The sequence below is a fragment of the Rhodococcus sp. 14-2470-1a genome (assembly GCF_002259425.1).
Classification (GTDB): domain Bacteria; phylum Actinomycetota; class Actinomycetes; order Mycobacteriales; family Mycobacteriaceae; genus Rhodococcoides; species Rhodococcoides fascians_E.
Genome location: NZ_NPFZ01000048.1, coordinates 70489 through 88313, shown reverse-complemented (window position 1 = coordinate 88313; position 17825 = coordinate 70489). Strand labels below are relative to the sequence as shown.

General features: G+C 66.8%; 21 protein-coding genes and 1 tRNA gene. 5 read left to right on the top strand and 17 right to left on the bottom strand.

Annotated elements, in window-relative coordinates:
- Positions 1 to 194: 194 nt before the first annotated feature.
- The 4 genes from phoU to CH292_RS27455 form a co-directional block, all read right to left on the bottom strand.
- A complete protein-coding gene (gene phoU / locus CH292_RS27470) occupies positions 195 to 869 on the bottom strand; it encodes a phosphate signaling complex protein PhoU (protein WP_019667345.1) in 675 nt (224 codons plus the stop codon).
- Positions 870 to 942: 73 nt separating this feature from the next.
- Positions 943 to 2850: an LCP family protein gene (locus CH292_RS27465; RefSeq protein ID WP_094656304.1), complete on the bottom strand. Its 1908-nt coding sequence runs from the start codon at positions 2848 to 2850 to the stop codon at positions 943 to 945.
- A gap of 150 nt (positions 2851 to 3000) precedes the next feature.
- Entirely contained in the window at positions 3001 to 4140 is a 1140-nt protein-coding gene (gene dusB, locus CH292_RS27460; protein ID WP_026348172.1) for a tRNA dihydrouridine synthase DusB, read from the bottom strand.
- A 136-nt stretch (positions 4141 to 4276) separates the two neighbouring features.
- Positions 4277 to 5233, bottom strand: a complete 957-nt coding sequence (locus CH292_RS27455; RefSeq protein WP_019667341.1) for an acyl-ACP desaturase — start codon at positions 5231 to 5233, stop codon at positions 4277 to 4279.
- 528 nt (positions 5234 to 5761) lie between these two features.
- Here CH292_RS27455 and CH292_RS27450 point away from each other — a divergent pair.
- A complete protein-coding gene (locus tag CH292_RS27450) occupies positions 5762 to 6589 on the top strand; it encodes a tyrosine-type recombinase/integrase (protein ID WP_179278118.1) in 828 nt (275 codons plus the stop codon).
- A gap of 4 nt (positions 6590 to 6593) precedes the next feature.
- Here CH292_RS27450 and CH292_RS27445 read toward each other — a convergent pair.
- Positions 6594 to 6666, bottom strand: a tRNA-Lys gene (locus tag CH292_RS27445).
- 53 nt (positions 6667 to 6719) lie between these two features.
- Between CH292_RS27445 and CH292_RS27440 the strand changes: the two genes are divergently transcribed.
- The 4 genes from CH292_RS27440 to CH292_RS27420 all read left to right on the top strand — a co-directional run bounded on the left by CH292_RS27440 (position 6720) and on the right by CH292_RS27420 (position 8569).
- The gene (locus tag CH292_RS27440; RefSeq protein WP_094656302.1) at positions 6720 to 7169 is read left to right on the top strand and encodes a hypothetical protein; all 450 of its coding nucleotides are present in this window, start codon (positions 6720 to 6722) and stop codon (positions 7167 to 7169) included.
- Between the two features lie 364 nt (positions 7170 to 7533).
- A complete protein-coding gene (locus CH292_RS27430) occupies positions 7534 to 7992 on the top strand; it encodes a hypothetical protein (RefSeq protein WP_094656300.1) in 459 nt (152 codons plus the stop codon).
- Complete coding sequence (locus CH292_RS27425; RefSeq protein ID WP_094656299.1) at positions 7989 to 8243, top strand: hypothetical protein; 255 nt, start codon at positions 7989 to 7991, stop codon at positions 8241 to 8243. The genes CH292_RS27430 and CH292_RS27425 overlap by 4 nt, the downstream gene beginning before the upstream one ends.
- Positions 8240 to 8569: a hypothetical protein gene (locus CH292_RS27420; RefSeq protein ID WP_094656298.1), complete on the top strand. Its 330-nt coding sequence runs from the start codon at positions 8240 to 8242 to the stop codon at positions 8567 to 8569. The genes CH292_RS27425 and CH292_RS27420 overlap by 4 nt, the downstream gene beginning before the upstream one ends.
- 147 nt (positions 8570 to 8716) lie before the next feature.
- Here CH292_RS27420 and CH292_RS27415 read toward each other — a convergent pair whose 3' ends face one another.
- From CH292_RS27415 to CH292_RS27360, 12 genes are read right to left on the bottom strand one after another with little or no spacing between them, the layout of a single operon-like run.
- On the bottom strand, positions 8717 to 9193 hold the full coding sequence (locus CH292_RS27415; protein ID WP_094656297.1) for a hypothetical protein: 477 nt from the start codon (positions 9191 to 9193) through the stop codon (positions 8717 to 8719).
- Between the two features lie 3 nt (positions 9194 to 9196).
- On the bottom strand, positions 9197 to 10693 hold the full coding sequence (locus CH292_RS27410) for a hypothetical protein (RefSeq protein ID WP_094656296.1): 1497 nt from the start codon (positions 10691 to 10693) through the stop codon (positions 9197 to 9199).
- Between the two features lie 16 nt (positions 10694 to 10709).
- Positions 10710 to 11333 (bottom strand): hypothetical protein, encoded by a 624-nt coding sequence (locus tag CH292_RS27405; protein ID WP_094656295.1) that lies wholly within the window; start codon positions 11331 to 11333, stop codon positions 10710 to 10712.
- Complete coding sequence (locus CH292_RS27400) at positions 11333 to 12403, bottom strand: hypothetical protein (protein WP_094656294.1); 1071 nt, start codon at positions 12401 to 12403, stop codon at positions 11333 to 11335. Before CH292_RS27400 ends, CH292_RS27405 begins: the two co-directional genes overlap by 1 nt.
- Positions 12400 to 12780 carry a hypothetical protein gene (locus tag CH292_RS27395; RefSeq protein ID WP_094656293.1) on the bottom strand — a complete coding sequence of 127 codons (381 nt, stop codon included), beginning with the start codon at positions 12778 to 12780 and terminating at the stop codon, positions 12400 to 12402. Before CH292_RS27395 ends, CH292_RS27400 begins: the two co-directional genes overlap by 4 nt.
- Positions 12773 to 13072: a hypothetical protein gene (locus CH292_RS27390; RefSeq protein WP_143545828.1), complete on the bottom strand. Its 300-nt coding sequence runs from the start codon at positions 13070 to 13072 to the stop codon at positions 12773 to 12775. Before CH292_RS27390 ends, CH292_RS27395 begins: the two co-directional genes overlap by 8 nt.
- Positions 13073 to 13101: 29 nt before the next feature.
- Positions 13102 to 13545, bottom strand: a complete 444-nt coding sequence (locus tag CH292_RS27385) for a hypothetical protein (protein WP_094656291.1) — start codon at positions 13543 to 13545, stop codon at positions 13102 to 13104.
- Complete coding sequence (locus tag CH292_RS27380; RefSeq protein WP_094656290.1) at positions 13542 to 13970, bottom strand: hypothetical protein; 429 nt, start codon at positions 13968 to 13970, stop codon at positions 13542 to 13544. Before CH292_RS27380 ends, CH292_RS27385 begins: the two co-directional genes overlap by 4 nt.
- The gene (locus CH292_RS27375) at positions 13970 to 15037 is read right to left on the bottom strand and encodes a peptidoglycan-binding protein (protein ID WP_143545827.1); all 1068 of its coding nucleotides are present in this window, start codon (positions 15035 to 15037) and stop codon (positions 13970 to 13972) included. Before CH292_RS27375 ends, CH292_RS27380 begins: the two co-directional genes overlap by 1 nt.
- Positions 15034 to 15363 carry a hypothetical protein gene (locus CH292_RS27370; RefSeq protein WP_094656288.1) on the bottom strand — a complete coding sequence of 110 codons (330 nt, stop codon included), beginning with the start codon at positions 15361 to 15363 and terminating at the stop codon, positions 15034 to 15036. The genes CH292_RS27375 and CH292_RS27370 overlap by 4 nt, the downstream gene beginning before the upstream one ends.
- 15 nt (positions 15364 to 15378) lie before the next feature.
- Positions 15379 to 16974: a hypothetical protein gene (locus tag CH292_RS27365; protein WP_143545826.1), complete on the bottom strand. Its 1596-nt coding sequence runs from the start codon at positions 16972 to 16974 to the stop codon at positions 15379 to 15381.
- Entirely contained in the window at positions 16971 to 17816 is an 846-nt protein-coding gene (locus CH292_RS27360; protein ID WP_143545825.1) for a hypothetical protein, read from the bottom strand. The genes CH292_RS27365 and CH292_RS27360 overlap by 4 nt, the downstream gene beginning before the upstream one ends.
- Positions 17817 to 17825 lie beyond the last annotated feature (9 nt).

Here is a 17825-nt window from a genome sequence, read left to right as displayed (position 1 = left end):
AGGCACCGACCTGTCGGTCCACTCCGCCGAAGATCTGCAGCGCGTTGCCCTGGAGCTGAACGAACGCCCCAGAGCAACGCTAGGCTACAGACCGCCGTTGGAAAAAATCGCAGAGCTGGTCGGCGCATCCACCACTAGAAACCGCCCAGACTGACCGAACGGCACATCCGCTCCGGAGGTAGACGGAAGAACGATCAGGAGTTGCTGAGCTTGGGTGCGTTCAGGTCGACGGGCAGCTCGCCGGTCACCAGGAAGATCACGCGGCGGCCGACCTCGACGGCGTGGTCGGCGAAGCGCTCGTAGAACCGGCCGAGGAGTGTGACGTCGACGGCTGCGGCAACGCCGTGCTGCCATTCGCGGTCCATGAGGACGGTGAAGAGGTGGCGGTGGAGGTCGTCCATTGCCTCGTCTTCTTCACGCAGCTTGGCGGCGCGTTCGGGGTCGCGGGTTTCGAGGACCTCGCGGGCGGATGCGCCGAGCTGAACTGCGATGCGTCCCATTTCGGCGAAGTAGCCGTTGACCTCTTCGGGCAGGGCGTGGGCGGGGTGGCGTCGGCGCGTGATCTTGGCGACGTGCAGGGCGAGGGCGCCCATGCGGTCGATGTCGGCGACGATCTGGATTCCGGAGACCACCGAACGCAGATCACCGGCGACCGGTGCCTGCAGGGCGAGCAGGGAGAACGCTTTTTCCTCGCATACCGCGCTGAGGTCGGTGATCTTGTCGTGATCGGAGATGACCTGTTCGGCGAGAACGAGGTCGGCTTGGAGGAGGGATTGGGTGGCCTTGTCCATGGCGGAGCCGGCCAAGGTGGCCATCTCGCCGAGGGTATCGGCCAAATCGTTCATCTGTTCGTTGTAGGCGACGCGCATAAGGCGCAAGTTTAGTGCGTCACACAGATCCATTCATGGTCCGCCGGGTGAACGGGGCATGAATGGATACGCACTAGGCGCAGGTGTCGTCGGCGGCGTTGGTGAAAGCGAGGTTCTCGGGGAGTGCCGGAGCTTCCGTGCTGCCCTCGACCTGGGTGGCTTCGATCGGCTGTCCGAAGACCGTCGGTGCGGTGGTGTAGCCGGGGTAGTCGGCTCCGAGGACGACCTCGACCACGCTGTCCAGACCAGCGGACTGTTCGATGACGGCTCCGGGTATGGCGGAGGCGACGGTAGCAGCTTCCGATTCCTGACCGGGCGAGAAACGTACGACGGTCTGCGCCGCAGAACCGACGAAGTTGCCGACGTCGAGAATCTGGAAGCCGTAGGACGCGAGCTCGCTCGACGCGGTGGCAGCCATGCCGGCGGTGTCCGAGGCGTTCGAGACCTGCACGGAGACGGTCGCCGGGTCGACGGCGAGTGTGGGGACCGTCGGCTCTGCGGGGGACTCGGGAGCGGGCGTCGGCTCGGAGCGTTCCTCTCCGGGGAGGGGGAGGTCGTCGATGATCGCTCGGAACAGGGCTGCGATGGCGCTGTCGACGGGGATCTCGTTGCCCCATTCGTTGGTGCCGTCCGTCGGGAGCGTGAGGAACGTGACGGCGCCTGCGTCGACGTTCTGCAACGAACGTCCGAGCGTGATGAGGTCCTGCGTCTTGACGTTCTCGACGAAGGTGTCCCGGGTGAACGCGCTGACGAAGCCGTTGAGCTTGCCGGGATCGAGAAGGACCTGGTTGGACAGTGCGGACCTCAGCAGTGACGACAGGAATCGCTGCTGGCGTTTGATACGCCCGTAGTCGCCGTTGCCTTCGGTGTCGACGTGCCGTGCACGGACATAGTTCAGTGCGGTTCTGCCGTCGATCCTCTGTTCACCGACATTGGGGAGGACGGTGCCCAGCTCGTAGTCGACGAGAGGTTGCGCCGTGCAGACGTCGACTCCGCCGATTTCGTCGACCATCGACTCGAAGCCGGCGAAGTCCATACCGACGAAGTGGCCGATTCTCAGGCCCGAGATCTTCTGGATGGTCTTCACGAGACACTTCGGTCCGCCGAGTGCGTAGGTGGCGTTGAGCTTGTCTCCATCGGCAGCCGGGTACATCTCACCGGTGTAGCTGTTGGTGTCGTTGTCGAACGCTTCGCATTCGGGGCGTTCGACGTCGAGGTCGCGAGGAAAGGACACGGCGACGACGCGGCTACGGTCGGCCGGGATGTTGACCAGCATCACGGTGTCCGATCGGGCGCCCTCGGCGTCCTCGACGGTTCCGGCGCCGATCTCGCCGCTGGCACCGGCCCTGGTGTCGGTTCCCACGATCAGGTACGTCTCGTCGCCGTACTGCCCGTCGGCGTCGACGACGTCGGTGGAGTTGGGGTCGAGCGCGGCAACCTGAGCGAATCCGCGGTCGGTGCTTCGGAGGTAGCCCCAGACGACACCGGTCAGTGCCACAGACAGAATGGCGATGATCGACACCAAGCCTCGAGCCATGTTCTGCATGCGCTTGCGGCGGCGCACCTTGCTCATCGCGAGACGGGTCAGCGCGGGGCGCGACTCGGCGGGTACACCGACTGCTTCCGGGAGCGCGGTCACCGGGGGAGGTGTGCTGTCCGTGATCGGATCGATCTTCTCGGTGGGGGCCTCGACGTCGGGCTCCCGTCGAGCGCGTTCTGCGGTCGACTCTCTGGGCGTGCGCGGTGCAGGGCGCTCGTCCTCGGAATCGCGATCCATGAGCTCGGCGACGGACACGGCGTCCGACTTGCCGGACGGCTTCTTACCGAATCTCTTCAGCAGACCGCCGTTCGATTCCTGCTCGGGTTCGGGGTCGGGTTTCGGAGCCTGTGGCCTCGGCGCGGCGGAAGGCCGAACGGACTCGGACTCGGGGTTGTGGATGCGCGAGATCGGTCGTTCCCACGGCGCGCGACCGTCGGACATGGAAGAGCCCGAATCTCGATCGTCAACCACGGATTCGAACCTGACCTTCCTCGAACACATCTTCTCGCCGTCGATCGGGCGATCCCAGCAATGATACTGAGGAATTCGATGTGGTCCACTTCAGTACGTCCGGCCGGGCGCCGGTGCAGGTCAGCCTCCGGAATGCATGAGGTCTGCGCCCGCCGGGACCGAGATGTCCTCCGGGTCGTCGAGCCACCCCTCCGGCAGTGACACCGCACCGGGAGATCCCTGGCGACCACGAGGACCTTCGGCGTCCTTCGGGAAAGGTACCGACGGGTCCAGTTGTCCCAGTAGGTCGTCGAGCTCGGGAAGGGTCTTGACCAGCGCCATGGACACCCGGAGGTCCGAGCCGGCGGGGAAGCCGCGTAGGTACCAGGCGACGTGCTTGCGGAGCTCGCGCAGGCCTCTGTCCTCCCCGTGGTGTTCCGCCAGGAGCTCGGCGTGCCGCCTGATGACGACGGCCACCTCGCCCAGCGTCGGTGCAGTGGGTTCTTCGCGGCCGGCGAACCGAGCGCTGAGCTCGGCGAAGAGCCACGGCCTGCCGAGGCATCCGCGACCGACGACCACACCGTCACAACCGGTTTCGGCCATCATTCGGACAGCGTCCGACGCCGAGAAGATGTCGCCGTTGCCGAGGACCGGCACGTCGGTGACGTGTTCCTTCAGGCGTGCGATCTGCGTCCAGTCCGCGGTGCCGGAGTACCGCTGCGACGCCGTCCGCGCATGCAGTGCGACAGCGGCGGCGCCTTCGGCGGCTGCGATTCGTCCGGCGTCGAGGTGGGTGTGGTGCTCCTCGTCGATGCCGACGCGGAACTTGACCGTCACCGGAACATCGGTTCCCTCAGTGGCTTTCACGGCCGCAGCGACGATTCTTCCGAACAGGTTGCGCTTGTACGGCAGTGCCGCGCCGCCACCTTTTCTGGTGACCTTGGGAACCGGGCAGCCGAAGTTCATGTCGATGTGGTCGGCGAGGTTCTCGTCGACGATCATCTTCGCGGCCGCGTACGTCGTGTCCGGGTCGACGGTGTAGAGCTGGAGTGACCTGGGCGTCTCGGTCGGTCCGAATGTGGTCATGTGCATCGTGGCGGGCTGGCGTTCGACGAGTGCGCGCGCGGTCACCATCTCGCAGACGTACAGACCCGAGGTGCTGCCTGCGCGCTCGAGTTCCTGCTCGCGGCACAGGGTGCGGAATGCCACGTTGGTCACACCGGCCATCGGTGCCAGTACCACTGGGCTTCGGAGTTCGAGTGAACCGATCCGCAATGTCATGGGTGAAGCCTCGTTCGTGTTCTTCTCGGAGATGGTCTGTCGGCCGGCAGCGGAGCCTGCGGTGCTGCCTGTCGGATTCATGAGCGAAGCCCTACACCGCGGTCGAGGTGTAGGGCTTCGATCGCTGGTCTGCAGATCAGGAAGCTTGCTTCTCTGCCTTCTTCGCCTCGCGAGCGAGCGAGCGATCGCGCATTTCCTCGAACTTCGTCGCCTGCTTCTCGAGGTCCTCGAGGAACGCGGCCAGCTCTTCACGCTTGTTCTCGCCGCGTCCGGTGAAGTCGTCGCGCTCGAAGATGCGCCACTTGCGGAGCACCGGCCACACGACGTCCTCGAGGTGCTGGCGCAGGTCGTAGATTCCGTGCTTGGCCATCAACACACCGTTGCGGCGGAAGTTCGGCATCCCGGCGCCGGGCATCTGGAAGTTCATAACGATGTCCGACAGCGCGTCCAGCGTCTGATCCGGTGCGATGTCGAGGGCCGCAGCGCTGATGTTGCGGTAGAAGATCATGTGCAGGTTCTCGTCCGCCGCGATGCGCTGGAGCATGCGGTCGGCGATGGGGTCGTCGCAGACCTTGCCGGTGTTGCGGTGCGACACGCGCGTCGCGAGCTCCTGGAACGTCACGTACGAGACGGAGTGAAGAAGACCCGTCTGCGAACCGGCGGGAGAGGCGAATCCGTTGGTCATGTGGATCATGCGCGCCTGCTCGAGGGCCACGGGATCGACCCCGCGGGTCACGACGAGGTAGTCACGCATGACGATGCCGTGACGGTTCTCCTCGGCGGTCCACCGGCCTACCCAGGTGCCCCAGGCGCCGTCCTGCGAGAAGTTCTCCGCGATCTCGCGGTGGTACGACGGCAGGTTGTCCTCCGTGAGGAGGTTCGTGATCATCGCGGCCTTGGCGACCTCGGACAGTTTGCTCTGCTCCGGGTCGTAGTCGATGCCACCGAGTTCGGCGAAGTTGCGGCCTTCGTCCCACGGCACGTAGTCGTGGGGATGCCACTCCTTCGCCATGGACATGTGCCGGTTGACGTTGTCTTCCGCAACCGGAACGAGCTCCTGGAGCAGCTCCAGCTGTGTCAGATCCCTCGCCATTACATAGCCTCCATACATTGCGGACAACGGTCTCGAGCTTACGGCACCGTAACCACGCTGTGAACTCCGCTGAGTTCGCTGGGCGCGGCACGTCACCGGCTGATTTGTCGGAGAATCCCCCGAAGGGTGTGTTCGTTCCCCGAAGTCGAACCGTTACCGAGTGTACGACCGTGCACCTCGGAAGTGTGCGTACTCGTAGCTGGGAGTGCGCTGCGAATCCGTCGGCGACCCGATGCGACATACCGCTCGGCCCGGTGGCGGGAGAGGTGGTGAAGTGCCCCCAGTAGGACTCGAACCTACGACCTGCGGATTACAAGGGCGAATCTTCCGAAACCTCGCAATTAACCCTTGATCTAGTCGGGAAAAAGACCGCAAAACGTGCTTCGGGTCCGAAATCTTCATTACTTCGCCGTAACTTGAAGTGCCAAGTAAAGGATTCCTAAAGTGTTCGGCGATATGCAGTTACGAGAAACAATCCCGAGGCACATCTACCCACCCACAACACCGCCCGGAATATGGCGGACATTCATGCAAGCCCGATCGCTCCGGCCGGTCACGATCGACGAGCGACTGCGCGTCCTGCGATCGCTCGAAACCTATTGCGGCACACCGCCGGACGAAGCATCGGCCGCGCAGATCGCCGAATGGCTTGCCGCCGGCACCTGGTCCGCCAGCACGCGCGCGACTTACCACGGATACCTCAAAGCGTGGTTCGACTGGCTACAGGCGCAAGACCTGCGCGACGACAATCCGCTGCTGAAGATCCCCGCGCCGAGGACGCCCCGCCGACGCCCTCGACCGATCGACGACCAGCACATGAACCGACTACTAGCGACCCGGATGCACACCAAGACGCGCGCAATGATCCTTCTCGCCGCGCTCGCCGGCCTCCGTGTGCATGAAATCGCGAAGGTGAAGGGCGAGGACGTCGACTTGATCGCCGGCGTTCTCCACGTCATCGGGAAAGGTGGCGTGGTCGACGAGCTGCCACTGCACCCACTGCTCGCCGAGGTTGCCCGCGAGATGCCGCGCCGCGGCTACTGGTTCCCGGCGAACGCGCGCGCCGCGGTGCCCGGAACGTGCGTCCGCTCGAAATCGGTGTCGGACATTATCGCCGGCGTGATGCGCCGCGCCGAGGTTCCCGGCACACCGCACAGCCTCCGGCACTGGTTCGGAACGACGCTGGTCGATTCCGGCGTCGACCTTCGGACCGCGCAAGAATTGTTGCGGCACGCGAGCCTCGCGACGACGCAGATATACACGCAGGTATCGAGTAAGCGCCGCGTCGAGGGAATTAACCGACTGGATCCGTGGCGCGCGATCGCGCCGGCCGATCCGACCGGCGCGCCCGTCTAGCGAGTGCCCCCGCACGGCCTCGAACCGTGGACCCGCGGATTAAAAGTCCGCTGCTCTACCAACTGAGCTACAGGGGCGAACGCACAAGAGAGTAGCGGACGCCCCGCACCAACCACCGAAAGACCCCCCCATGAAGAACCTTGTTCGTTTTCTGTTCATCGCCGCGCTTGTCTCGTTCGTGGCCGGCATTACGACGCTCGCGACCATGCTCGACCACCCGTCCGCCCGGACGATGGAGGTCGCGAACCGATCGGCCGGCGGATCCGCCGAGGTCGCGGCGCAAACGGCCCCGCTCGCCGACGAGGCCGGTCACACCCGAGCGAATCGTGCGCTCATTGGATATCTGAACGAAGCTGAAGCGATCTTCGGCCGGCCGGCGTCCGCGCAGCTCGTGCTCGACCGTGCTCGCGCGGCGTGCATCGCCGCCGAGCACGAACGGCTCACCGGCGACGCAAGCCCGATCGTCGGAGTAGTGACCGCGGCCGCCGACGAGGCGGAAGTAAGTAAGGCGACGGCTATCGAGCTAGTCGGCGTCGGTTTGCGCTTCGCCTGCCCGACCGGCGGCAGCGCGACAGCGTAAGAACGGATCCGCGCAATGGCCGGCCGGCAGGGATGCACCCGCATTCCGCCGGCCGGCCAAGTCCGTTTTATAGCGCGCTTATGCTGGTAACGCCGGTTATAGCGCGCTATACTCTAGGAACACCGCCGAACCGCCGAGGAGTCACCCCAATGCCCGAAACCCTGTTTCCGGATTGCGTCTTACCCGGATGCCGCCAGCCCGTCGCCGAGCACGGGCAACCGTGCGCCGGATGCATCGAGGCATTCGGCCCGGCACTGCAACAGACCAGCGCGCCGGCGCTTACGGCCGAACAGGCCGACCAGCGCGACCGGCCCGTCCGCCGCGTTCAGGCTGTCCGCCGGCGAATGATTGAGAGGCCCGCACGATGACAGAGCCAACCAACACCGAGCGCGACGCGATCGCCGCGCAGATCCGCAAAGACTCGCACGCGCTGCACGCCCGCCTCCGGGACGTCGCCGGCGGATCCGTCGCGCCGCGGACATTGCTCCGCGCCGTCGAGAACGCGATCACCGCGACCGGCGAAGAAATTCCGAACGTGTACGGAAACGACACGCTCGCAATGGCTTACACGCGGATCACTGAAGCGGTCGCGGCCGCGAAGATCGACGGATTCGAGCGCGCCGACGAAGCGCACCAAGCGATCCGCGTCGCGTACACCGCCGAGCGCCGGCACCGGACCGTCGTCGGTGGCGACGACGAGCTGGCTGGCCGGCGCGCGTTCGACCGCAACGCCGACGCCCGCGAAATGCGCTCGTGGTACGAGCTGACGTGGCTCGAGCGCCGAGACTGGATCACTCGAGCATCGAAGGAAACCGGACGATGAACGTCTACCACGCCGCGAACAACGCAACCGCCGCCAAGCTCGCCCAGTACACCGTCGACGCGTCCGCGGCCGCCGATCGCGCCGAGCGCGCCGCAGCGAAAGGTCGACCACACGCCGCCCGCGCGCACGCCGGCGTCGCCGCCACGTTCGCAAAGCTCGCCGGCAGCGACCGAGCGGACGCGCACGCCGAGCGCGCACGCGCGGCCGCCGAGCGAGCCGCGCAGCTCGCGCGCGCCGAGGCTCTGGCGTGACCCGCGACGGCGACGGATTCGATTACGATTCCGACCTGGTGCAACTACTGCCACCGCTAGCGCACTTCACCCTGCACCGGGATGGAACGATGACACAGAACGAACCCCCAGCGCCGCCGGCGGATCCGGACGCGGCACTGCTCGCAGCAATCCGGACCGCGGTCGGCCGGCGGAATGAAGCGCGCGCGATCGTCGCGGCCGCGGAAGAGCGCCGGGACCAGCTCGTGCGCGAAGCGCTCGCCGCCGGCATCCTCGCGTCCGACGTCGCCGCCGCGGCCGGACTATCCAAACCGCGCATGTACCAAATTCGCGACCGGCGACGGTGAAAGAACCCAGCAACGAAGAAAAGTCCGGACCCCCCGCCGAGAGGGTCCGGACTTCCCTATTTTGCCAGCTCACCAACCAAGGGGAACGCGCCCTGTAACAATAGCGTCACGACGAGCGATCCGCACACACCCGGCAACCTGCGCGTGTCAGTCCCAATACAGATACGTCGAAGTCTCCGACCCGCCGGTCGCGCGGCCGGATCCGAACCCGTTGCGCGCCGAGACCCAAAACTGATCGCCGGCCGCGATCGGCACATCCGGAATCGTCGCCGTATCCGACGCCAACCTCTCGCCGTTCTTATAGACGTAATAGGTCGGCATGTAGGTACCCGACCACACAATGCGCACGTGAAGTGTCCGCACGCCCGGACCGTCCGCGACCAGCATGTTATCGACGATCGCGGTGTCGGGTCGGTCCGACATAGCCGCCATAGGCCCGAGCTTGGTGATCGTCGTGGTAAACGTCGCTGTCTCCGTCAACCACATACCCATCGGCGAGACTTCCGGCGGCACCGACGAGAACACCTGAGACCACGATGAGCCGTCCCAAACCCAGCCCTCGCCGATCGCCTGCGCCCCGACGTGTACCCCGCCGATCTTGCGCCCGTCCACGCTAAGCGGCATCTCTCATACCTCCGGAATGAGATACAGGACGCCGGCCGCCGGATCCGCCGGCAGCGCGTCGACGACAGCCGCCGGCATCCGCGCCGCGAGAGCGTCCTGAAGCCCGTCGACGTCGCCGATCGCGTGCCCGTGCGTAGCGTGCGCAGCCCCGACGTCATCGGCGCCAAGGTTCACCGGCCCGACCTGGCCGTTCACCGACTGCACCGCATCCTCCGGAGCGACCAGCAAGGCCCATGACGCGAAGTCGGTCGGATCGCCCGGCCCGAGCATGTAGGAACCCTGGTCCGGGTCGCCGGACTGGATAATGCCGACGTCGCCCTCCTGCGCGTCGAGCCCCAGCAGCTCCGCCCGGTTCTCGACCTTGCGCCGGCTCGTGATCGCCAGCGCCGGAATCTGCGACGTGATGAGCTGGCCGTTAGGCCCTAGATCCGCCTTCGTCCGGATCGAGTCGTCGATCACCTGGCCGAACGCCGCCGAGACTTCCGGCGCGAGGTTGGTCAGCGTCACCGTCGCCGGCGCGTCGACCAGCGCACCGTCTGCACGCGCGAGCGACGTCCGGACGCTCGTCGACAGATCCGTTTCCGTCCACCCGCCGGCCGGCGCGCCCTGCTCCGAGGCGTCCGCCGCGGCCTCCGCGCGGTCCGCCGCCGCGCCGGCATCGGTCGCCGCGTCGCTCGCGAGGTCGGCAGATCCCGCCGCAGCCGTCGCCGAGCCGGCCGCCGCCTCCGCCGAGTCGGCCGCGAGGCCGGCCGACTGTTCCGCGGCGTCGCGCGCTGCGCCGGCACCTGAAGCAGCGTCACGCGATCGCGCAGCGTCCGCCGCCGAGCTGGCCGCATCGTCCGCAGAATCTCGCGCCGATACCTCCGAATCGAGCGCAGTCGTCGCCGAGCCGGCCGCCGCCAGCTCCGAGTCTGCAGCCTCACCCGCGGACGCCGCCGCAGCCTCCGCGGACTGCGCAACGCCGGCCGCCGATCCGGCCGCCGCCGTCGCCGCCGACTCCGCGTCGCGCACGAGCTGCGCGACGCGAGAAATCACCGGTGCCGGGTACTCCGTGCCGGCGTCCATGATGTTCGCGAGGTTCACCGCCCGGACGCCGGCCGCGTCCGGATCCGCCGGCCCGAACGTCACCGAGTCCGCGCGCACCTTAGGCCCTAGCGTGCCCCGGCCCGGATCCTCGAACAGCTCCGGCGTCGCCGTCCACACGATCGGCACGCCGGCCACGACCGCAGGCAACCAAGCGCCGTCGCGCGCCTGGCGATCCTGAAGCCGGCCGGCGACGATCGGAAAGACCATCGGCCGCACCGACAGCGCGTAAGTCTCCGGGTCCACGTCGTCGCCCGGAACGCGGATCGCCGCGAACCGATCTTGCTCGTCGAACGACGCGGTAAAGGTGACTTTGCCCTTAAGCGTCGACTGATCCGGAAACGGATCCGCGTCCGTGCGCGAATCGTAGTCCGTGATCCTCCACCCGCCCGTTACGTGCTGGTACTCGATCGACATTAGTTCCCCGTCCTCGTCATTGCCCAGTGTCCCCCGTCGTCACGTCGCGCGAAATATGTTGCACCGTAAGCCGATTGAAGTTCGCGCCGCCGCGAAGCGATCGGAACGACGCGATAAACGACAGGTATGCCTCGACGAGGTAACCCGGCTCCGGAACCACCACCGAGGCGACAGCCGTCTGCGAGTACGGCCGTTGCGTCTCGTTCGTCTGCGCCTGCACCGAGTAGATCGTCATATCCGGCCGCAGCACCCGGACCTCCCAGTTCGCGACGCCCGTAAGCCCCGGCGCTGGAACCTCGTTCACCCACACCTGACAGCGGATATCCCACAGCCCCCGGTCGAGTAGCCGGATCCGACCGCCGGCCGTCAGCTCGCACCCGCTCATCGGCCCGACCTGATTGGAGAACGGCAGCGTCATCGGCCGCGCGACCGGCGTCGCCGTGCCCATGTACGCCGACCCGTAGTCGAGCAGCGGCGACAGCAGATCCTGACGCGCGTTCAGATCCTCCTGTTCGATCGCGTTCCGCTGGCCCGTCTCGTATGTCTCCTGCACCATGTAGCCGAACCGTTGCAGCGCTTGCTCCGCGGCCTCCCGGTCCACCGATTGCGGAATCGGCAGCTCGACCGCGCGACGCACCATTACGCCACCCCGAGTAGACGGATCCGAAGGTTCGCGAAGTCCGGGCGCACCGACCAGCCGCGCGACGAGCCGGCCACCTTGACCGCCGACGCGTAGACCGTCACGAGCCGGCCGGCCGGAATGACACCCTCCGGCGATCCGGGAAGAATCGCCGTGTCCGAGTGCGAGCGCAGCGGAACCTCGAACCACCCGGCCGCGTGAAGCCCCTTCCCGTATCCGACGAGCCGGCCCGTCACCGCGTCGTCGACCCGGACCTCGACGTCGACCCGGTGGCTCGCCGAGGACTCGACGTCGACGCCGCCCGAGACGTCGATCCGGTACGGAAACGGCCGCTCCGGAATGGTCAGATTCACCAGCAGCTCGCGCACGTCCGCCGAGGACTTGCTCGACTCCGGAAAGCTCGACGCCGGCACGACGTACTCCTCGACGACCGCGCCGGCACCGGTAGGCGTCCACCGGAGCTTTCCCAGCTCCGCGTCGTGTATGAGCGTGTCGCCGTCCGCCGGCTCGCCCTCGACGTCGACCGACTTATACACCGACCCGGACGGCCCTTCCGGACCCTCCGGACCCTCCGGAAGTGCCGGCAGCTCGACGTTAAGAACGTACGGCCCGCCCGGTGCGCCGGCGACGTCGACGCCGGCCGGAGCGTCCTGAAGCTCGCCGCCGACCGTCACCGATCCGCCCTCGATCACCGGAGCCGGCCCGACCGGCCCCGGTGTGCCGTACGCGTCCGCGTGGACGATGAAAGTCTCGCCGTTCCACACCCATTGCGAGTTATCGTCGACGTTGCGGTACGTGTTGTTTACGTCCGTCTCGCCGAGCACGAGCGCCAGACCGTCGAGTTCCGCCGTCGTGCGATCGCCCTTGTGGACGTTGCCAGCCGGCCCGCGCTCGCCGTCGTCGCCCTTATAGATCGGCAGACCCAGCACCGCGCGGCCGCCGGACCCGTCTTGTCGTCGGCGAACGTGCAGATACGTTTCCGTCATCGGCGGCATCCCCGGCGCTTGCGGAATCCCGAATACCTCGAGGTCGACCGAGAGCCGGTCGATCGGATCGTTAACGCTGGTCATTCCTGCCCCGCTTCCCGCGCCTCGCGCACTTTCCGTTTCAGCGACGCCCACGCCTCCGGTTTGGTCAGCTCGAGCGCGACGATTCCCGTCCGCCGGTGCCGGAGCTTCACGGCCTCCTCGTCGCCGAGAATCGTCACCTCGACGTCGCCAAACTCCGGCGTCGACTCGAGGTCCGCGCGCGTAATCCACTCGCCGCCCTCGTAGACCGCGTTATGCAGCCAGTTCAGCACCGCCTGCGCGAGCAGTTCGGACTGCCCGCCCGGAATCTCCGCGACCGCACCGTTCGACAGGGGAGCCGCCCGAAGGAACCTCCCTAGCTCGACCGTGTTCTCGTCGTCGAGCGAGAACGGATCCGGAACGCGTGCGCGTTCAGTCATTGTGCAAAACCTCTCTAGCCAGTCCGCGCGCCGCCGGCGGCACCGCGTCCGGAACATGAATCCCAATCCACGACAACAGTTCCCGGACGTATCCGGTAAGCGATATCGTTCGCCGTTCGGACTGAAGCGCCGTCGATTGCGCCGTCCGCAGCTCCGACGTCAGGCCAGCGACCTTCTCGTCGAGCTGGCGAATCGTCTCGTCCTGCTTCTCCATCCGCAGCGACACCCATTCGCGCGTGTCGTCGTCGCGATCCGAGCGCCGCGCAACGACGACGCCGAGAAATCCGATCACCGCGGACAGTAGGACCGCGGCCGCCGATATCAGCGCGACAGTGACCGTCGACCCCATCGCCTAGACCCTTCCTTGATTCCGGCAGCGACCAAGATCAGCCCCGCAATTACCAAATAGCCGCGCGCGGACACCCAGTCGCGATCCGAGTTGTCGAGAAACACGTACGACGCCGAGAACGACAGCCCCCACATGGCATGAAGGAACGCCGCGAAACCGAACATCGCCGGCCGCATCCGCCGGCACACGATCGACGCCAAGCACGCCGCGCCGACCGCGACCCACAGCCACGCGAACACATGAAGCGGCGCGATCGTCTCGACGAACGTCAGTTGCCGCGGCCGATCCGGCGCGGACGGCACGAGGTACGCCGTCCCGATACCGAAGCACGAGACCGCAGTCACCAAGAGCGCCAACGCTTTAAGGCGTAACCATGCTTCCGCCTTGCGCTGGATCCACCGCGCCGCCGGACTCATTGCGAGGCCCGAGCCTCGAGCGCCAGCCGCTCGCGCAGCACGTCGCCGCCCGCGTACGGAGCGCCGTCGACGACGACCGCCGGCACGCCGTCCTGCGCCGGCGCGGCGACGGACCCGCCGGCCAGCTCGACGCGACGCACCAAGCCCTCGACAGCCTCGAGCAGTTCACGCACGCCCGGATCCGGAGCCGGCGCGGCGACAGGCCGGCCGGCCTCGTCGATCACGTCCGGAGCCTTCTGAAGGTTCTTCAACGACAGGCCCATCGTCGACATACCGAGCGCGCCGCCGGCGAGTCCCAGCCAGCGGTCCGCGTCGTCGAGTGTCATCACGCCGGCGATCGCCAGCGCGCCGAACACGAAGAACGCGAGCACGTAGACGAGCGCGCGCACCTTCGCCGGCCCGAGGCCGGCCAGGAATCCCGGCATCACTTGCCGCCTTTCTCGCCGGCGCGCTTCGCCTCGACGAGTTCCTTCACCATCGCCTCAGTACGGAACGCCGACGCGTCCGTGAAGCGAACGAACTCCGGCGTCGCGAACTTGTTCGTCGACCCCTCGACGAACGACTGGCGAGGCTCGCACAGCGCCCGATAAATTTCCTGCTGCTGTTCCGCCGTCAGTGCTGCCATGAAATCGTCCTCTCTGTCTGCCCACTTGAAGCCGGCCGCGTACGTGCCCGGACCGATCAGCCCGTCGACGTTGAAGCCGGCCCACTCCTGCACCTCGCGCGCACGCGCCGCCGTCGCCGGCCCGTAAAGCCCGTCCGCCCCGATCCCCGTCGCCCGCTGCCATGCGGCGAGCGCGTCGCGCCACTCCTGGCGATCGGTGCGCCACATGCCGGAAATCGAGTTTTCATCGCCCTCTAGCGGACCGTAATAAAGCCCGAGCGGCAACACCCACCCCGCCGGTGTCTCCGCCGGCGCTTGCCCGGATCCGCCGCGCACCGCGTAATCCCTTCGCAGCGCGTTAATGTCGTACGTCTTGCCCGGCGCATAGCCCGGATCCCACTTGCCCTCGACGCTCGTTCCGTTGTGCGTCTTGCACCGCGCAAAGTCCGGCCACCGGTGCCACTTCCGAATCTCCTCGTTCAGAATGCACATCGTCTGGTATTGCGGACCCGACATAGGTTCGACGCCGCGGTACTGAATCTCAGTCCCCAGCGTGCGCCGGTTGAAGTCGCGCGTCACCGGTAACGGCCACGTGTCCCAACCACCCGACGCCCCTGCATGATTGGCAGGATGAAGCGAGACGACCGCGAGGTCGCCGTCGTACAGGATCGCGTAATTGCACAGCGGCCCGGACAGCCCCGGCACGCCCGAGGTCAGGTTGCCGTCTAGGTAGATGTTGTTTCCGCCGCCGGTGTGGTGGTTCACGTGCCCGTCGACGCCGTTCGGATTAGCCCACGCCGACCCGTTGCCGCGATTGATGTTCGGCCCGAGCACGAGCGGAACGCCGCGTGCCTCAACCCTTTTCGCTATCTCTAGAACGAACGTCACCGCTCCGCCTTCCGTGCCATATGCTCGCGCAGGTCCGCCGCGTCGAGGTCCGTCGACTTCCCTTCCGTCGCCGGCCGCTGGTGCGCCCAGTCCGCCGGATCCGCCGGCTCCGCGGTGTCGATCACCGCCCGGTCGAGTAGCCCGTGAATCCAGAACCCGCCCGTCCGCGACGGCCGGCGCGTCACGACGACCTCGCCGGCCAGCTCGTCGCCGTCGACAGGGGAGCAGCACCGCGAAAGATGCTCGCGCACCGTGCGATCCTGTTCGCGAATGAACTCCGCGTGCCGGCGTCGATCCTCCGGAACCTTCAGTCGAAACTCAGGCATTGACAACACCTTTCACTATCCGCCGAGCGCGACGCGAGTAATCGTCGAGCCCAGCTTGCGAATCTTCCCGAGCGCGATCGCGCCCGGCTCCTGTTCGGCCGCACCGTCGCCGATCTGCAAGGTGAAGCGGCCGACACCGTTCGGTGCCTCCGCGTAGGTCACTTCCGCGATATGGTCGACCGCGACGCCGCCGTTCGGTTTCTCGTAGGCCACAGGGTCGCCCTTTTTGATGTGAAGACCGATGTAATAGGGCGAGCCGTTTACGACCTCGATCGCCGTCGACTCGTAGCCGCGCACCGCGTACAAGCTCGACCACATGCTCGCGAACGTGTTCAGCGACAGGCCCGTACCCTCCGACGCGACGAACGTCTCGCGAAAGCGCCACGGCCCCGCCTCGTTCGCTGCGCGCAGATCCTCGACGGAATGGAACGCGAACGCGACGTCTTTCACGCGGTCCGTGAAGATGCCGAGCGACAATCCGGGGAACCCGAAGAACTGTCCGATCAGGCCGGTAACGAAGTTGGCCGAGTTCACCGCAATGTCGTTGATCCACGTCGGCGACTTGCCGCCGCCCGTCGCGCGCGTCGCCATAGGAATATGCGTCATCTGTTCGACGCGGCCGACCGTCGAATATTGCCCGGTGCGATACAGCGCGAGCGGCCGGCCGGCGAGCGTGCCGTCGAGCGAGTCCCGGTCGACGTACTCGTCCCAGCCGTTCGCCCCGAGTATCGGGTACGTGATCCATTCGAGCGCGTCCGTCGCGGCCTCGACGACGGTACGGATGAAGCCGGAGACGATGTTTCCGCCGAACTCGAGCCGCGGACCGCGCTCGACGAAATCGAACACCAGCGTCGCCCGGTCGAGAATGGTGAACTCCGGGAACGGTTGCGGATCGCCCGGCTCCCACAGATCCGCGCGCATCGACACGTTCGTCGTCGCGCAGACCTCCGTCGCTAGATCCATGAATTTGTCCATGCGCGCCGTCGTCGTCGCCCACTTCGAGCCGTCCGCGAGTCCCTTGTTCCGAGGATTGACGATCATCGGCCAGAACGCGTTGCGTAGGTAGTTCCACGTCGACAGCGCGAAAAGGTTTCCGGTCGGTATCGACCACAGGTTCGCCTGCGTGCGAATGAGGTTCGACATCAGCTCGCCGGCGAGCACCGAGCACGCGCCTCCGAGTCCGAGAGACCACTTACTAGGCTGGAACTCCGGCGGCAGGAACGCGTCCGGGAAGATCCGGAGCCAGTTGAAGTGCTCGAGGCAGTGGACGGCCTCTATCTGGATCCACCGCCGGCGGCCCTCGCGCACCCGGCCGAACGACGTGATGAACCACAGCGTCTTATAGCCCGGTAGCTCGATGACGATAGGCCGGACCGCGTATTTCGCCTGCCCGTAGAAGTATTCGACCCACGTGTCGTTTTCCGGCACCTTGAACGACAGCCCGCCGGCCGCGTTCTCCTTGTCGGTAAACGTCAGGTCGCGCCGATCGTTGCACGGCGCGAACGTCTCCATCATTTTCGTCATCATGCGAACGCGCGCACGAGGATTCCCGTACAGCTTGCGCTCGTCGGCCGCCTCCTGCTGGAACGCGGCGAACGCTTGCCGGCTCACAGCACGCCCTCCTGCCATCGCGGCGTCGTCGCCCACAGCCGCGTCGACGAGCTGGCTCCGCGCACGGTGAAGGAAACCCGCGTCACTTCCGCCGGCGGAATCGGCCCGACGAACTGCTGGCCTTTCATCAACGGCCACAGGTTGCGGCCGCGGCCGGCGTCGCCGATCTTGCGAGCTCGCAAAGTCTGCGCGCCGTTCGTCGTGTCGATCTGCACCTGTTCGCCGGCGTGCACTTCCGGCAGCGTCACGTCGTTGTCGGCGTACACCAGCCGCAGCACGCCCGGCCCGGTGAAGACGAAGGCCGGCCACGACTCGACTTCCGGACCCGCGTACAGCGACAGCGACCCGGACACCGCCGCCGCGCCGGCACGGTTGACCCACTCCGGAGCGTCACCGTCCGCAGCTCGCGCGAACGGATTGTCGGCGATCAGCAACACGTCGAACGTTGTTCCGTTCGTGCCGGCCGGATCCCGCGTGTATGCCGGTTTGATCGAACCGCGGCGCACCGGCACGAAGCGCCAGCCGGCCGCCGAGGTATAGCCGCACAGCCAGCCTTGCCGGTCGCGCTGGATGAGCGAGCGCAGCCACTCGCGCCGGCGGCCGGCCTCGTCCGGCGTCGAGCCGTAGACGTGAATCGGTAGGTCGATCTTCCCGTGCGCGAACGTTGCGCCGAGGTAGTGCTCGCCGATCCCGCGCGCGGACGGATCGAATATCGCGTCGACGTCGACGTGGCCCAGCCCCTCCGGACCGGACCCGAGGCGAAACCCGTTCTCGCCGCCGTACAGTCCGCCGGACAGGTGAAGCACCACCCCGTCCGGAGACACGTAGTAGACGATCGTCATTCCGCCGGG

Bases quoted from the DNA above. Each gene is read 5' to 3' on its own strand.
- CH292_RS27400 (WP_094656294.1), bottom strand. From the start codon at position 12,403: ATGACCAGCGTTAACGATCCGATCGACCGGCTCTCGGTCGACCTCGAG.
- CH292_RS27430 (WP_094656300.1), top strand. From the start codon at position 7,534: ATGACAGAGCCAACCAACACCGAGCGCGACGCGATCGCCGCGCAGATC.
- CH292_RS27370 (WP_094656288.1), bottom strand. From the start codon at position 15,363: ATGCCTGAGTTTCGACTGAAGGTTCCGGAGGATCGACGCCGGCACGCG.
- CH292_RS27465 (WP_094656304.1), bottom strand. From the start codon at position 2,850: ATGTCCGACGGTCGCGCGCCGTGGGAACGACCGATCTCGCGCATCCAC.
- CH292_RS27385 (WP_094656291.1), bottom strand. From the start codon at position 13,545: ATGAGTCCGGCGGCGCGGTGGATCCAGCGCAAGGCGGAAGCATGGTTA.
- CH292_RS27360 (WP_143545825.1), bottom strand. From the start codon at position 17,816: ATGACGATCGTCTACTACGTGTCTCCGGACGGGGTGGTGCTTCACCTG.
- CH292_RS27405 (WP_094656295.1), bottom strand. From the start codon at position 11,333: ATGGTGCGTCGCGCGGTCGAGCTGCCGATTCCGCAATCGGTGGACCGG.
- CH292_RS27415 (WP_094656297.1), bottom strand. From the start codon at position 9,193: ATGCCGCTTAGCGTGGACGGGCGCAAGATCGGCGGGGTACACGTCGGG.
- CH292_RS27450 (WP_179278118.1), top strand. From the start codon at position 5,762: ATGCAAGCCCGATCGCTCCGGCCGGTCACGATCGACGAGCGACTGCGC.
- CH292_RS27425 (WP_094656299.1), top strand. From the start codon at position 7,989: ATGAACGTCTACCACGCCGCGAACAACGCAACCGCCGCCAAGCTCGCC.
- CH292_RS27395 (WP_094656293.1), bottom strand. From the start codon at position 12,780: ATGACTGAACGCGCACGCGTTCCGGATCCGTTCTCGCTCGACGACGAG.
- dusB (WP_026348172.1), bottom strand. From the start codon at position 4,140: ATGACATTGCGGATCGGTTCACTCGAACTCCGAAGCCCAGTGGTACTG.
- CH292_RS27440 (WP_094656302.1), top strand. From the start codon at position 6,720: ATGAAGAACCTTGTTCGTTTTCTGTTCATCGCCGCGCTTGTCTCGTTC.
- CH292_RS27380 (WP_094656290.1), bottom strand. From the start codon at position 13,970: ATGCCGGGATTCCTGGCCGGCCTCGGGCCGGCGAAGGTGCGCGCGCTC.
- phoU (WP_019667345.1), bottom strand. From the start codon at position 869: ATGCGCGTCGCCTACAACGAACAGATGAACGATTTGGCCGATACCCTC.
- CH292_RS27455 (WP_019667341.1), bottom strand. From the start codon at position 5,233: ATGGCGAGGGATCTGACACAGCTGGAGCTGCTCCAGGAGCTCGTTCCG.
- CH292_RS27410 (WP_094656296.1), bottom strand. From the start codon at position 10,693: ATGTCGATCGAGTACCAGCACGTAACGGGCGGGTGGAGGATCACGGAC.